Annotated in this window: 13 protein-coding genes and 1 other annotated feature; of the genes, 11 read left to right on the forward strand and 2 right to left on the reverse strand. The window is 45.0% G+C overall.

The features are described 5' to 3' along the window. Positions 1-153: 153 nt before the first annotated feature. The 4 genes from ICC18_RS07220 to ICC18_RS07235 all read left to right on the forward strand — a co-directional run bounded on the left by ICC18_RS07220 (position 154) and on the right by ICC18_RS07235 (position 5,212). Complete coding sequence (locus ICC18_RS07220) at positions 154-1,194, forward strand: LacI family DNA-binding transcriptional regulator (protein WP_188173685.1); 1,041 nt, start codon at positions 154-156, stop codon at positions 1,192-1,194. Positions 1,195-1,315: 121 nt separating this feature from the next. Further along, complete coding sequence (locus ICC18_RS07225; protein WP_188173686.1) at positions 1,316-1,828, forward strand: VOC family protein; 513 nt, start codon at positions 1,316-1,318, stop codon at positions 1,826-1,828. Between the two features lie 192 nt (positions 1,829-2,020). Next, positions 2,021-4,471 (forward strand): beta-propeller domain-containing protein, encoded by a 2,451-nt coding sequence (locus ICC18_RS07230; protein ID WP_223192378.1) that lies wholly within the window; start codon positions 2,021-2,023, stop codon positions 4,469-4,471. An 81-nt stretch (positions 4,472-4,552) separates the two neighbouring features. Continuing rightward, on the forward strand, positions 4,553-5,212 hold the full coding sequence (locus ICC18_RS07235; RefSeq protein ID WP_188173688.1) for an HAD family hydrolase: 660 nt from the start codon (positions 4,553-4,555) through the stop codon (positions 5,210-5,212). A 133-nt stretch (positions 5,213-5,345) separates the two neighbouring features. Here ICC18_RS07235 and ICC18_RS34265 read toward each other — a convergent pair whose 3' ends face one another. Beyond that, the gene (locus ICC18_RS34265; protein WP_262495841.1) at positions 5,346-5,480 is read right to left on the reverse strand and encodes a hypothetical protein; all 135 of its coding nucleotides are present in this window, start codon (positions 5,478-5,480) and stop codon (positions 5,346-5,348) included. A gap of 207 nt (positions 5,481-5,687) precedes the next feature. Between ICC18_RS34265 and ICC18_RS07240 the strand changes: the two genes are divergently transcribed. After that, complete coding sequence (locus tag ICC18_RS07240; RefSeq protein ID WP_188173689.1) at positions 5,688-6,503, forward strand: excinuclease ABC subunit UvrA; 816 nt, start codon at positions 5,688-5,690, stop codon at positions 6,501-6,503. Positions 6,504-6,730: 227 nt separating this feature from the next. Here the strand turns inward: ICC18_RS07240 and ICC18_RS07245 are convergent, their stop codons facing one another. Then, a complete protein-coding gene (locus tag ICC18_RS07245) occupies positions 6,731-7,489 on the reverse strand; it encodes an SDR family oxidoreductase (protein ID WP_188173690.1) in 759 nt (252 codons plus the stop codon). 225 nt (positions 7,490-7,714) lie between these two features. On the opposite strand from ICC18_RS07245, the gene ICC18_RS07250 reads away from it, so the two are divergent. The 6 genes from ICC18_RS07250 (at position 7,715) to metG (ending at position 13,927) form a co-directional block, all read left to right on the forward strand. Next, positions 7,715-8,323 (forward strand): TetR/AcrR family transcriptional regulator, encoded by a 609-nt coding sequence (locus ICC18_RS07250; RefSeq protein ID WP_188173691.1) that lies wholly within the window; start codon positions 7,715-7,717, stop codon positions 8,321-8,323. A gap of 274 nt (positions 8,324-8,597) precedes the next feature. Beyond that, entirely contained in the window at positions 8,598-9,113 is a 516-nt protein-coding gene (locus tag ICC18_RS07255) for an AAA family ATPase (RefSeq protein WP_188173982.1), read from the forward strand. A gap of 138 nt (positions 9,114-9,251) precedes the next feature. Further along, positions 9,252-10,205: a GNAT family N-acetyltransferase gene (locus ICC18_RS07260; protein ID WP_188173692.1), complete on the forward strand. Its 954-nt coding sequence runs from the start codon at positions 9,252-9,254 to the stop codon at positions 10,203-10,205. 250 nt (positions 10,206-10,455) lie between these two features. Beyond that, the gene (locus ICC18_RS07265; protein WP_188173693.1) at positions 10,456-10,689 is read left to right on the forward strand and encodes a ribbon-helix-helix domain-containing protein; all 234 of its coding nucleotides are present in this window, start codon (positions 10,456-10,458) and stop codon (positions 10,687-10,689) included. Between the two features lie 30 nt (positions 10,690-10,719). Continuing rightward, positions 10,720-11,847 carry a DNA polymerase III subunit beta gene (dnaN, locus tag ICC18_RS07270; protein ID WP_188173694.1) on the forward strand — a complete coding sequence of 376 codons (1,128 nt, stop codon included), beginning with the start codon at positions 10,720-10,722 and terminating at the stop codon, positions 11,845-11,847. Between the two features lie 128 nt (positions 11,848-11,975). Next, positions 11,976-12,244: a binding site (T-box leader), on the forward strand. 51 nt (positions 12,245-12,295) lie between these two features. After that, complete coding sequence (gene metG, locus ICC18_RS07275; protein WP_188173695.1) at positions 12,296-13,927, forward strand: methionine--tRNA ligase; 1,632 nt, start codon at positions 12,296-12,298, stop codon at positions 13,925-13,927. Positions 13,928-13,940: the final 13 nt, after the last annotated feature.

Consider the following 13,940-nt stretch of genomic DNA (forward strand, 5'->3'; position numbering starts at 1 on the left):
TTCCTCCTCAATTAAATGGATGCTGTTGCTTTTTATTATAGATTTCTGGCATGGCGGAACTAGTTTAATTTTTGTTTAACTTAAAAAGCCAAAGTGATATGATGAGCAACATATACCTGAATCTTTCTCCTGTACATGGAGGTGAAATACGCAGTGCCTACCCGTAAGCGAGTTACAATGAAAACGATTGCAAAAGAGCTGGGTCTGACGATTCAGACCGTTTCGAAAGCGTTGAAGGGAAAGCCGGGCATGTCCGAAGCGACCCGCCAGCAAATTGTGCAGACCGCAGAGAAGTTAGGCTACTATACAATGGATCAAATACGCAGCCTGAGGCTGGACCGCATCGCTCCATATCCGAACGAGCGGCTGCGCTTTCTGCTGGTGCAAACCGCAGAGTCCGTGGCGTACAATCGCCTTTTTCTGCAGGGGCTTCAAGACCGGTTCATTACTTTCGGACACCGGATTGAGCTGCTCATGCTTCCGCGAACGATCAAAGAAGCGCACATGCGCGATTGGATCGAAGAAAGCGGCATGGCCTATGCGGACGGCGTCTTTATCGCGCCGAGCATTATGCCCAAAGCGTGGGAGCCCGCTTTATTCGAGCTGAAAGTACCGCGAATTTTGCTGAGCTTTCCTCCGCCCTGCGTGAAGATTGACAGCGTGATCTGGGATGTCTACGAGGCCACATTTCAATCGGTCGCCTACTTGCGCAGTCTTGGACATGAGCGCATTATGTATGTGGGCGATACTCATGCGCAGCGGGGATTTATTTTGCGCTGGCAAGCTTTTTGCCATGCGATGAGCTTGCACGGTATTGAGATTGATCCCGCCATGCACTCCATTCATGAACGGAGCGGCCTTTCGCAGTGGCGCGAGGAGCTAAAGGAGCAAATGCGGCAATACGCGCCTAGCGCTATTATTTGCGGCATCGATCACGAGGTTTCAGCCGTTTACGACTTATGCGGCGAACTCGGGTGGCGCGTGCCTGAGGATGTATCCGTGGTCGGATTTTTGAACGAACAATCCGAAGCTTTGCCGCTCTTCACCCGGCCGCTTTTGCCAATTCGCGAGACCGGCTATCGCGCAGCCGACCGGATGCTCTGGCGTATAGCCAATCCGACGCTGCCTTTTGAACATATTCGCATTCAGGGCGATTTCTTTGTAGGAGGCACGACCGCCCTGGCGGGAAGCTAGGTGAAATGGGAGGGTCAACATTAAATAGCAATCGATAAGAAACCAAGACTCATTTTTGATGTTAATATTTGCTACAGAAATACTTTCTTGCTGGAACATAAAAAATAAGGAGTTGAAATTTGTGAAGAGCAAAATCCAAAAAATCACGCCAAACTTGTGGTTCGATTCACAAGCCGAAGAGGCGGCGAAGCTTTACACTTCTATTTTTAAAAATTCCAAGATTGGAAGAATCACTCGCTATGGAAAAGAAAGGAATGAAATTCACGGAATACCAGAGGGAACAGTAATGACCGTGGAATTTCAACTGGAAGGACAAGAATTCGTAGCATTAAATGGAGGTCCGCAATTCAAATTCACAGAGGCAATTTCATTTATCGTCAATTGTGAGGATCAAGAAGAATTGGATTATTATTGGGAAAAACTCTCCGAAGGCGGAGACGAAAAAGCTCAAGTGTGCGGTTGGCTGAAAGATAAATACGGCGTTTCGTGGCAAATTATTCCTGCCACTCTAACCGAGATGATAAGCGACCCCGATCCGGAAAAATCAGAAAGAGTTATGAATGCTTTGCTCCAAACGAAGAATAAAATTGACATAAAAACTTTAATGCAAGCGTATGAAGGCCCACTTTACTAAGGGTTTAAGTTTAACAAAATAAAATGGCTGCCAGCTTAGTTGGCAGTCATTTTATTTGTGGGGATTTATGGTAAGTCTAGCGTGGCAATTCTCCTTCCGAATTCCCCGCAACACCTGCAACATTCTAAACAGGCAGCACGTCTTAGAATAAAGAAAATAAGGGTGATGAAAAATTTTAAGGAGGAATGTACGTTGAAAAAATGGCTTCCCGCTTTGCTCATCGCCGTACTGTTGGTCACTTTTTTTCCGCGAACCGCGATAACCGGTACATCCGCATCGAATGAGAATGAGCTGGCTGTAAATATCTCCCTTTTCGGCGAGCCGATGAAAGTAGAACGTCCCCCCATCCTCGTCGACGGAGTCACCCTAGTTCCTCTTCGCAGTATCGCTGAAGCGCTTGGCGCCGAACTAAAATGGCATCCGGATCAAACGATCGAGATGAAGCAAGGCACAACACGAGTTCAGCTCGCGATTGGTTCGCTGTCCGCCCAGAAGAACGGCCAGCTTTTCACCCTGGAAACGGCCCCGCGTCTCGTCGGCAGCTACACCATGGTACCGGCCCGATTTATCAGCGAATCATTCGACATGCTCGTAACATGGGATCGTGCAACCTACACCGTGAACATCAACCACCTGCAGGCGCTCCCGACGGTCGGCTCGTTGGACAATCTTCGCGCGCTGCTTGAAAAAGCGCAGGGTACACAAAGTGCCATATATGCATTTGCGACTAAAGCCGACAGAGCAATATCGGTTCAAGAAGAAGTAACGAATAAAAGTGCAGCGCCAAGCGCGTCTGGCGCAGCCGCGCAATCCGAAGCGAAAGCCACGGCGGACTATTCCTCTACCAATACGCAAGTGGCCGGAGTAGACGAAGCCGATATCGTCAAGACCGACGGCACGTACATTTACCATGTAAACCGAGAGCAGCAAAATGTGCTCATTTCCAAGGCGTATCCGTCTACCGAAATGAAGCTCGTCAGCACGCTGGATTACAAAGATTTTAACCCGAACGAACTGTACGTTGATGATAAGCATTTGATCGTAATCGGTAATGCAAACCAACGCTACGATCATCTGCCGGCTCCTTCTGTATCGTCTTCAACTGCAGCTGAACCTAATACTGCCTTAGAGAAGAAAAGGATGATTTATCCCGTCTACTCCCGCCAAACGGTCAAAGCTTACATGTACGACATCGCCGACAAAGCGAACCCGAAGCTGGTCCGTGATCTGGAACTCGACGGCTCTTACGTCTCATCGCGTAAAATCGGCTCCTCATTGTACTTGATTGCGAACCAATACGTCGACATGTACCATCTTATGAAGCAGAACGATTTGGAATCGGCACCGGTCGATCAAGGCCAACAAGGACAAGGTGCAAATCCGAACGTTCCGTTTTACAAAGATTCCGCAATATCACAGGACTTCCAAACGATCGATTACAAAAATATTTACTATTTCCCTGATTCCGTTGCAAGCAATTACATGCTGGTCGCCGGGCTTGATTTAAACAAGATCGAGCAAGGCATGAATGTCTCTGCCTATCTCGGCTCCGGACATAATGTGTATGCTTCCAACCAAAACTTGTTCGTAGCTGTCACTAAATATGCGCCTGTTCAAAGGGAGCCATTGACGGATAAAGATGGAAGCGCCCCGGCCGATCGTAAGCTTATTTATCCGACATATGAGCCGAACACGTCGGTGTTTAAATTTAAGCTCGATCAGGGCGCCGCCAAATATGTCGCACAAGGCGAAGTGCCCGGAACGGTGTTAAATCAATTCTCGATGGATGAGAATGACGGACATTTACGGATTGCCACGACCAGGGGCAATATGTGGGCAACCGGCGAAAAAGATATATCCAAGAATAACGTCTACATCCTTAACGAGGCGATGCAGCAGACCGGCAAATTGGAAGACATCGCCCCGGGAGAGCGTATTTACTCGGCACGCTTCATGGGCAGCCGCGCGTACATGGTCACTTTCAAAAACGTCGATCCGCTATTCGTACTGGACCTGAGCAATCCGTCTGCTCCGAAGATTTTGGGCGCTTTGAAAATTCCGGGCTATAGCGACTACTTGCACCCGTATGACGAGAATCATCTGATCGGCTTCGGCAAAGAAACGATCGAGACGACACTCAAAGGCGGACAGGGCGTTCCGGACCGGACAGCAGCTTTCTATCTCGGCATGAAGGTGTCCCTGTTCGACGTCACCGACGTTTCGCGCCCGGTGGAAAAGTTCAAGGAAGTGATCGGCGATCGTGGCACCGAGTCCGAATTGCTGCATAATCATAAGGCACTGCTGTTCTCCAGGGAGAACAATTTGCTAGCCTTCCCGGTGAGGGTCATGGAAGTAGAGGGCAATAAGACCGACCTGAACGGAATGCCGGCTTACGGCCAATTCAGCTACCAAGGCGCCTACGTGTATAATCTCGATCTGCAAAACGGTTTCAATCTGAAAGGGAAAATCACGCATATGACCGAAGAGGATCGACTCAAATCAGGCAACAACTGGTTCGATAGCAAACGTAACGTAGAGCGGATCCTATACATCAAGGACACCTTGTACACACTATCCCCCGGCATGATTAAGACGAACGATATGCTTACGCTTAAAGAAAAAGGCAGCTTACTGCTGCCGTAACCGCCTTGGTTGTCTGTGGCGAGATTTCAAGATCTCGTTACAAAGTTGATGAGTACGACGTTTATTGAAGGGGCTGAGTATTTGAGTATTCAAGCGGTGCTCTTTGATTTAGACGGTACGTTATTGGACCGTGATACTTCTCTTGCCTTATTTGTTCGTGACCAGTACGACCGGTATTCCCAATTTCAAGTAGTTGAGAAAGATATTTTTGTGCAACGTTTTATAGAGCTGGATAATCATGGATATGTTTGGAAGGATAAGGTTTATCAGCAGCTAATTGATGAGTTCTCCATACGGGGAGTAGAATGGACAGACCTTTTAAGTGATTATTTGAATTGCTTTCAAAAGCATTGTATCGGGTTTCCTAATTTGGTGAATATGCTTACTCAGCTAAAGAGCAACGGAGTACGGATAGCACTTGTTTCTAACGGTTATGGACAATTCCAATCTGATAATTTTAAAGCACTGGGTATTAGTCATTTATTCGATGAGGTTCTTATATCAGAGTGGGAGGGATTACGAAAGCCCGACCCGGCAATTTTTATTCGGGCATTATCTAAACTCGGAGTGGAAGCAGAAGAAGCTATATTTGTAGGAGACCATCCTGAAAATGATATAAGAGCGAGTCGAGCTGTTGGTATTAAAGCAGTTTGGAAACGAAATAATCCAAAATCTCCTGATGTTGATGCCGATGTAATTATTGATGATTTAGGAGAATTAACTCAATACGTACTAAGCTAGCGGGAAACGAGAACTCTATAATAAAATTAAGCAGGCTGCCGGTTTTTCGATCGGCAGCCTTGCTGTTTTATCCATGTAGGCGAGGCTATTATGGACTCCGTTCATGATCAATCCTCAGATCTATGGGATCCGATTATTTGTTATTTAAGTTTCGCAAGACCGGGTCTTGTATAGTCTGGGCATCCTTTTTTGCTTGTTTTTTCTTGCTTTTATTATCAGGGTTTCCTGATGTGTACCGGGCAGCATCCATTCCGTCCATAATGTTCATAAGATCACCTCCTTTTACTTGTATCATTCCATCAAAGTGGTATATTTCATGTAATTGGATATCTAATTTAGTAACAAAGTGTATATTTTCTTAACCATAATGTCTGAATATCTTATGCTTCTGAGAGAAAAGGATTATTGGGAATTATAGGGAATTATATATCAATTGTGATTATCTTGAAGTGTAGCAATGAAAGGGGTTATCAATATGGATAGTATAAAACTCCCCCATAAAAAGTTTAACGCAAAGAGACCAGGTGCCCTTGTTGGTACAATTACGGAAGTGTCGGAATATCTTAGATTGCTATATGCATGGATTGGAAAGAGTAGGGACAACAACAGGACTTGGACATCTCAGGATTTTTCAGGAAACAGTCCATATGTGGCTTGCTCTGTATGTTACGGTACCGGGGCTGTCATCGGCGATATAGATCCCAGTCGTATGATTGCACCCGAGCTGTCACTTAAACATGGAGCCGTGCTTTTATGGGCTGGTACTAATTGCGGACCCGTGACGATGATCAAAGAATTGGCCAAGATGATCGGGATTGACTTCGAGAGGCCACTTGCCGAGCAGGATAAAAGGTTTACCGATATTTTGCTTTACGGATACGATAGGGAACCTGTTTCATATGTTCACAAAAATAAGCAATTGAAAGGGTTTTATCGTGGATGTGTTCTCGATTTGCGATATATGCGTGATGCAGGTACGACCAGCAAGGGAAACCATAGGGCGATTGTTTTTTTCTCCCGACAAGTCAAGTGCCCGGAGTGTAATGGAAGCAAGTTGAACCCTGAGAGTTTAGTTATAACGATAGAAGGTCAGTCCATTGTAGAGGTTTCGAAATTGCCAATAGCAGAATTACTACTGTTTATTCGCAATATTCCTACTTCGCTTGACGAACATGAATCGAAGATTTCTAGTGAATTGATAGATGAGATTGAACTGCGACTGATCTACCTCAATAAAATTGGCCTCAAGGTACTGCCCCCGATCAACGATAGAATTCAATTTTCCCCATAACAGTTTAATAATTTGGTGAAAAGCATAGACCATCATTATATTGTTGATAGTTTACCTCTCCCCGGACTTGTCTAATTCGCTGAGAAATGGAGCAGGCGCCGCGGCGACCTGCTCCTAATTTTGAAGTAACGGGAAGCATTGTCTATCAGCAACTCCAAATACGTATCAGAAAAAAAACTGCCAGCCAATAAGATTGACTGAGTGTTTCGTGTCAAGATCTGTTAATCTTAATAAGCGGTCCAGCCAGCATCGGCCGTTACAACAGTGCCGTTTACGAAGCTTGCATCGTCGGAGGCGAGGAACAACGCCACTTTTGCGATCTCTTCCGGCTCGCCTGCGCGAGGGTTGAGGTTGATACCAGCCATCGCTCTTTCCATACCGAATGGGTTCGGGCTCGTGATGGATGTGCCAATGTTGGTATTGACGCCGCCTGGCGCAATGGCATTACAGCGGATACCTTTTGGCGCATATTGGAAACCGACGTTCTTCGTAAGGCCGACGACAGCATGCTTCGCAGCTGTATAAGCCGCGCCAGCACGGGAGCCCATCAAGCCACCTGCGGAAGCGATGTTGACGATGACGCCGCTTTGTTTCTCCAGATAGATCGGAATAACTTTGCGGATCGTTCTCATCGGGCCCGTTGTATTGATTGCGAAGACGCGGTCCCACAGCTCGTCCGTCAGGTCTCCGGCTGGCACGAAGTTGTCCATAATGCCGGCGTTATTGACGAGAATGTCTACCGTGCCGTATTTCTCGACGGTTGTATCAATAAGCAACTGGACGTCTTCTTCTTTAGAGACGTTAGCCGCAATCGCGAAAGCAGTACCGCCTTTGGCGGTTATCCCGTCCACAACGGCTTGCGCGGCTTCAATGCGAAGGTCGGATACGGCAACTTTAGCCCCTTCTGCAGCGTACAATTCTGCGATTGCTCTACCCATGCCTGAAGCGGCACCAGTGACAACGGCAACTTTTTCGGATAATCTCATGACGAAATCCCTCCATCGTTTTTCATAAATAATTTAATTTCAGTAAACAAACCATCCCGGCTGTTCCGAAGAAATAATGAACAAATGTTCAATAGAGAACATCCGTTACTTCGAGTATAATGAAGTGATGAAAGGAATTACAATCAGTAAAAGTGGCGAGTTTGTCAGATAACGAACAAGTTGACTGAATTTGTTCAATAATTCTTAAAGAAAGGAATAGCAGGCATGACCGACAATGGCAAAAAAACGGACCGCCGTATCGTCCGCAGCAGGGCGGCATTAAGGCAAGCGCTGCTGACGCTAATGGAGGACAAGCCGTTCACGGCGATATCCATTACGGAAATCGTGGAGCTTGCGAATTATAACCGCGGGACGTTTTACTCCAATTATGAAAGCAAGGAAGCGCTGATCGACGATATTATTTCCGACCTGATAGAGAAATTATTGCTCTCCTTCCGCGCGCCGTACGAGAAGATGGAGTTCTTCCGCGTCGATCAGCTGCAGGCGCATTCCGTTATGCTTTTCAAGCATATTTATGAGCATTCCGAGATATACACCGTGTTCATGAAGAGCGACATGCTGATGGCACTCCGGGAGAAAATGTTCACCGCGCTGAAGAAGATTTCCACGGAAGAGCTTGTCTATACGAATAAAGACATCGATGAAGAGCTATTGACGATCTATTCGCTCCACGCGTTGCTGGGTCTTATATTCCACTGGGTGGAGAGCGGATTTAAGCATCCTCCAGCATACATGCAGGAGCAGCTGGTGAAAATCATTAACTATCATCCGACTGTTGCGAAGACCGCGATCGAAGAATCGACGAAGAGGTAACGAATATACCGCTTGAATGCAGGAATAATTGGCATTTTATTAAGTCTAACCTTCCTCCTAAAGGTAAGATTGTAGACAACGAGGCAGGTCCAGGTAAATACTCGATGGAGTTAGCGAAACTTGGATATAACATACCACTAACTGATTTAACACCAAGGTTAGTTAATGGCTGAAGACCCCTACACAGGAAAAAAATATAATGATTAATTTAGCATCTTCAAAGCTGTTTTACAGAATTAAAGAATAACAACATTCACAAAAAGCGGGGATCAATCTGAACGGGAATATTCCGAACAAAATACATATCATAGGCTCAGTCGGAAGCGGAAAAACCACACTTGCTAGAAATTTATCCCGTAAGTACAGCATACCGCATTATGAATTAGATAACGTGGTTTGGAAAAGACATAGATCTGAGGATATAAGAAGATCTGACGAAGAACGAGATGAGTACCTGGACAATATAATCCGTTCTAACCGATGGATTATAGAAGGTGCTCATAGCAATGATTGGGTTTTCAAAAGCTTCCATAATGCCGAATTAATCATTTTCTTGGATACCCCGTATGCGTTAAGAATAATTAGGATTATTAGAAGATTTATCTTGCAAAAACTAGGGGTTGAAAAAGCGAACTATACACCAACAATTAATATTTTCATGAAGATGTTTGAGTGGAATGCTGGATTCGAAAAAAATAGTAAACCGATGATTTTGAATATGCTCCGTCAGGATAATATGAAGTCTTTGATTTTAAAGGATAACAATATTGTTGACCAATACTTTAAATGAAGTTCAAGAGCACATCTAACCATGGAATTTGGCTTTCATTTTGATTAACGATGGAGATGCTTTCAACATCGTTCAGCTAAGGAAGAACAAGAGCTCAAACCAAACGTAATTGATTACCCTCTAAGGAGATTACCCTATATGACGAAAACGACCTTCCGCATCCGCCGCCCCTTTATGGATGACGCACAAGCTGTTTGCGACCTAGTGGCCGCCTGCGATACCGAAGACCTCGGCGCGCCCGACATTGTTCTCGACGACGTCCTAGACATGTGGTCACGCTTCGATCTCGAGAACAATGTTTGGGTCGTTGAAGACACAGACTCTGTATTAATCGGATACGCCTTCCTAGAGGAGGACAGCGAAGAGAAGCTGTTCAGCTGTGGATGCGTGCTGCCCACTGCTCGCGGTCGAGGCGTCGGCTCGGCGCTCGTCGCGGCGCTCGAAGCGCGCGCTGCGGCACTTCGGAATGAATCCGGCGTCTCGAAGCGCCTACAAAGCATGATCCCGACGTTATGCGAAGATGCCGTCCGCCTGCTGGAGGCTCAAGGCTTCGCTCCGGTCCGGTACTTCAAGCGCATGGGAATCCGTTTGGATGCCGAACCGGCCGCGGCCGCGCTGCCTGAGGGCTTCGCAATCGAGCCGTTTGTGAAGGGTCGCGACGAACAAGCCGTCTATGATGCATATGTAGAATCGTTTGCCGACCACTGGGATTTCGCGGTTCCTCCCTTCGAGAAATGGGTCGAAAAGACGCAGCTGCCTACCTTCGACGGTCGATGGTGGCTGATAGCCCGCGACCCGAAAGGCGTCGTCGCTGGCTTTGCGCTCGGCCGCATGCGCGAAGACCTGCTTTTTATCGAGCAGGTCGGCGTACGCCGGCCGTTCCGTGGCCGCGGTCTTGCGCTCGCGCTGCTGCAGTGCGTGTTCGAGACATCTTATCGCGCCGGGCAGCAGCTCGTCTCGCTGGGCGTCGACGCCGCGAACCCTTCGGGCGCCTACCGCCTCTATGAGAAGGCCGGCATGAAGCCTGACCACGAAATCAGCATCTATGAAAAGTCTTTCCCTTTCCGACCGAATGAAATCAGCTACCATTGAACAATGCCGGATCACTATTCCGGCCAGGTCACCGGTTTATCCAGAATAACTAATAAAAGACGGCACTCTTTCACATTTTTGTGTGATAAAGTGCCGTCTTTTGACTTTTGTGGATGGCAACGACCGCACAGCTGCAAAGGGATAAGATATTCTGATTATTATTTGCCGTGTCAGCCTCTAGCAAGTATGATAAAATAAAAATAACGCATTTTGAATAAGGTTACCAAATTCAATATAAGGGGCGAAGATATTGAGCAAAAATAATATCAAAGTCGGTTTATCAAATAAGGAAGGTCAGTTAGGCTTTTTATTTACAAAAGGTGGTCTTCGGGAGGGTGCAGGAAGAAAGAGTATTGGTGCAACTAAGAAAGTATCACTAACCTTATCGGACGAGATGTGGGGAAAATTAGAAAAGCATTGTACGGATCATAAATTATCTCGCTCGGAAGTTATTCGTAATATCATTGAATCTTATTATTCATAATCATTTACTTTCGAAAGATAGGTGAGGTCTTTGCTAGTCAATGTAACAAAAGATTCTCTTGTTAACGCTCTACAACATGTGTTAAAGGCTATATCAGTGAATAGCCCAATGCCTATATTAGCAGGAATAAATATTCAGGCAAATGCCAATGGTTTAATTTTTACAGCAAGTAATACAAGTATGACAATACAATATAGGATTCCCCAAGATAATAGTTCTATGACCGTACAAAGAACTGGCGGTATCGTAGTGCCAGCACGTTATTTTAACGAGATCATTCGTAAACTTAATGCTGGATTAGTAACATTTGAAATGAATGAGAATCTGATTCTCACGATTACATCAGAGAATTCTCAAATTCGTTTATGTGGAATGGACTCTGCGGATTTTCCGTCAATTCATTTTTCAGATCATCATTCTTCTAATAAGATTCAAATCAATAACGCTTTATTGAAGTCAGCCATTAAACAGGTGGCAATTGCTGCTTCTACGTCCGAAACTAGACCCGTATTAACAGGTGTCTCTTTTGAGTTCAATGGTGCTTCACTCAACCTGGTAGCTACGGATGGAATTCGTCTTGCCTCCCGAACATTACATATCGGAAAAAGCGCAAACACCAGTACAAATGTCATTATACCTGGCAGAAATCTATTTGAAGTACATAAAATGTTAAGCGATGAAGATGACATAACAGAAATTGAAGTGGGTACGAATCAAATAAGATTTATAACAAATGAACTGCAAGTTCAGTCTGCTCTCATTGAGGGAGTTTATCCATCTATACAAAATGTAATCCCTCAATCTTATTTATCTGAAGTAACAGTTGAGACATCAAGTTTATTACATGCTGTTGAACGCGTCGCTATATTAGCTGGTGAAAGTATAATACGGCTAGTTGCTACTACCCATAAATTAGACTTGCTATCCAGAACTGCGGAAATTGGAGATGTTCAGGATGAAGTTCCTTTAACAGAAATGATAGGGGAGGATTTTATCATATCCCTGAACGGTAAGTTTTTTATTGATATACTTCGTTGCATGGATAATGAGTACGTCAGATTAAGGTTTACAGGGAAGGCAAGTCCAATTGTCATATTACCTGCTGATGCACGTTTGTCTACACTGTTCTTAATTACTCCTGTCAGGACTCACAATTGAATATTCTTGCTATCTCATTTTCATACCTTAAGATTCAATCAACAACGCGCAGCAGGTCCACAACAGCTCTTCAAGTACTTATTGATTTTTGGGAATTAATAATTATAATGGTTATAATAGGAATATGGAATGAAGCAACGATGAGAAAGAGTAGTTGGACTCTGTTCTTTTTTACAGAGAGCTCCGGTAGCTGAAAAGGAGTAAAGAAACGTCCGATGAACATGGTCTCAGAGCTGTGCATTGAACCCTCCTGGGAGGAAGTAGGCTGCACCGGGCGCACCCGTTAACGTGCCAGGGTATAATCACTTTATCTGGTGACGTACCTGTGAAGGCCGGTAACCGTGAGGGATCGGTAAATTAAGGTGGAAACACGTGAGCTTAAGCTTTCGTCCTTTTTGGGGACGGGGCTTTTTTTGTTTTCAAAATTTATTTTCAGGAGGAATTAGAAATGAGCATTTTTATCGGAGGGGCATGGCCTTACGCAAACGGATCACTTCACTTAGGGCGGGTGGCAAGTATGATACCTGGTGACGTAATTGCCCGATATTTTAGGATAAAAGGAGAAGAGGTGCTATATGTATCAGGGAGTGACTGCCATGGTACACCTATTTCGATTCAAGCTAACAAAGAGGGTATATCCCCTAAGATGATTGCTGACCGGTACCATAATGAATTTATTGATTGTTTCCGAAAAATTGGATTTTCATATGACCTATATACTCGGACTGACGCCCCTTTCCACCATGAAGTGGTACAAGAGCTGTTCAATCAGCTGATAGATAGTGGTGCCCTGTATAAAAAAGCAGTCGAACAAACCTACTGTAATGCCTGCGAACGCTTTCTGCCAGACCGTTATGTAGAAGGGAACTGTCCTCACTGCGGAAGTGTGGCAAGAGGAGATCAATGCGATACCTGTTCGACTTTATTGGATCCTTTGGAACTCCATCAACGTAAATGTAAGTTATGTAACGAGACACCATCTTGTCGATTTTCGGACCACTATTTCTTGGCGCTATCCAAATTTCAGAATGAGCTGGAATTCTTTGTTGAAAAGTCCACCGGCTGGAGGGAGAACGCTATTAGGCTGACAAAGCGTTATTTGGAAGAAGGGCTGCAGGACAGGGCAGCTACCCGGGATTTAGATTGGGGCGTGGATGTACCATTGGCAGGTTTTGAAGGAAAAAAGATATACGTCTGGGTGGAAGCTGTCAGCGGATACCTTTCTGCTAGTAAGCAGTGGGCAAAACAATCTGGTGAATCATGGGAGAAGTTTTGGATTAAAGAGGGTGTTAAAGCATACTACATTCATGGTAAGGATAATGTCCCATTTCACACGTTGATATGGCCAGCAATCCTACTCGGTATAGGGAATTTGCACCTGCCTGATCAAATTGTCTCTGGCGAATTTCTTACATTAGAAGGCAGGAAATTTTCAACCAGCCGGAACTGGGCAGTATGGGTTCCCTATATATTAGATAGGTATGAACCGGATTCTGTACGATATTTTTTAATCGCAAACGGACCTGAAAATCGAGACACAGATTTCTCCTGGAGAGAATTCATATACAGCCACAATGGAGAGTTGCTTGGAGCTTATGGAAATTTTGTGAATCGAAGTTTGGTGTTTATTGAGAAATTTTTTGATGGAAGGGTCCCTAACGGTGTAATGGAAATACAAATAAAACTGCAAATCGAAGAATTGTATACCATTTGCGGTAGTTTGATCGAGAAGGGAAGACTCAAAGAAGCGCTTGAGACAGTATTTGCATTCATTCGAAGCTGCAATAAATACTTTGATGAACAAAAACCTTGGATACAGATAAAAGAAGATGCAGAGTTCTGTGGCTCTATTCTCTACACCTGTGTTCAAATCATTGCTAATTTATCGACTCTTCTGGAACCGTTTGTACCTTTTTCCTGTAAGAAGATTCGAAGTTTTCTTAGCTTGGATGAGCCTGCTTGGGGCTATTTTGAGAGCCAAGCAAGTATAGAACTAACACAAGTGGAAGTGTTGTTCCAGAGAATAGACGTCAGTCAGATTGAATATGAGATTAAGCGGCTAACAGCCATTGAAAAGTAGAATTATTGTCTTT

The sequence above is a fragment of the Paenibacillus sedimenti genome (genome assembly GCF_014534655.1).
Classification (GTDB): domain Bacteria; phylum Bacillota; class Bacilli; order Paenibacillales; family NBRC-103111; genus Paenibacillus_E; species Paenibacillus_E sedimenti.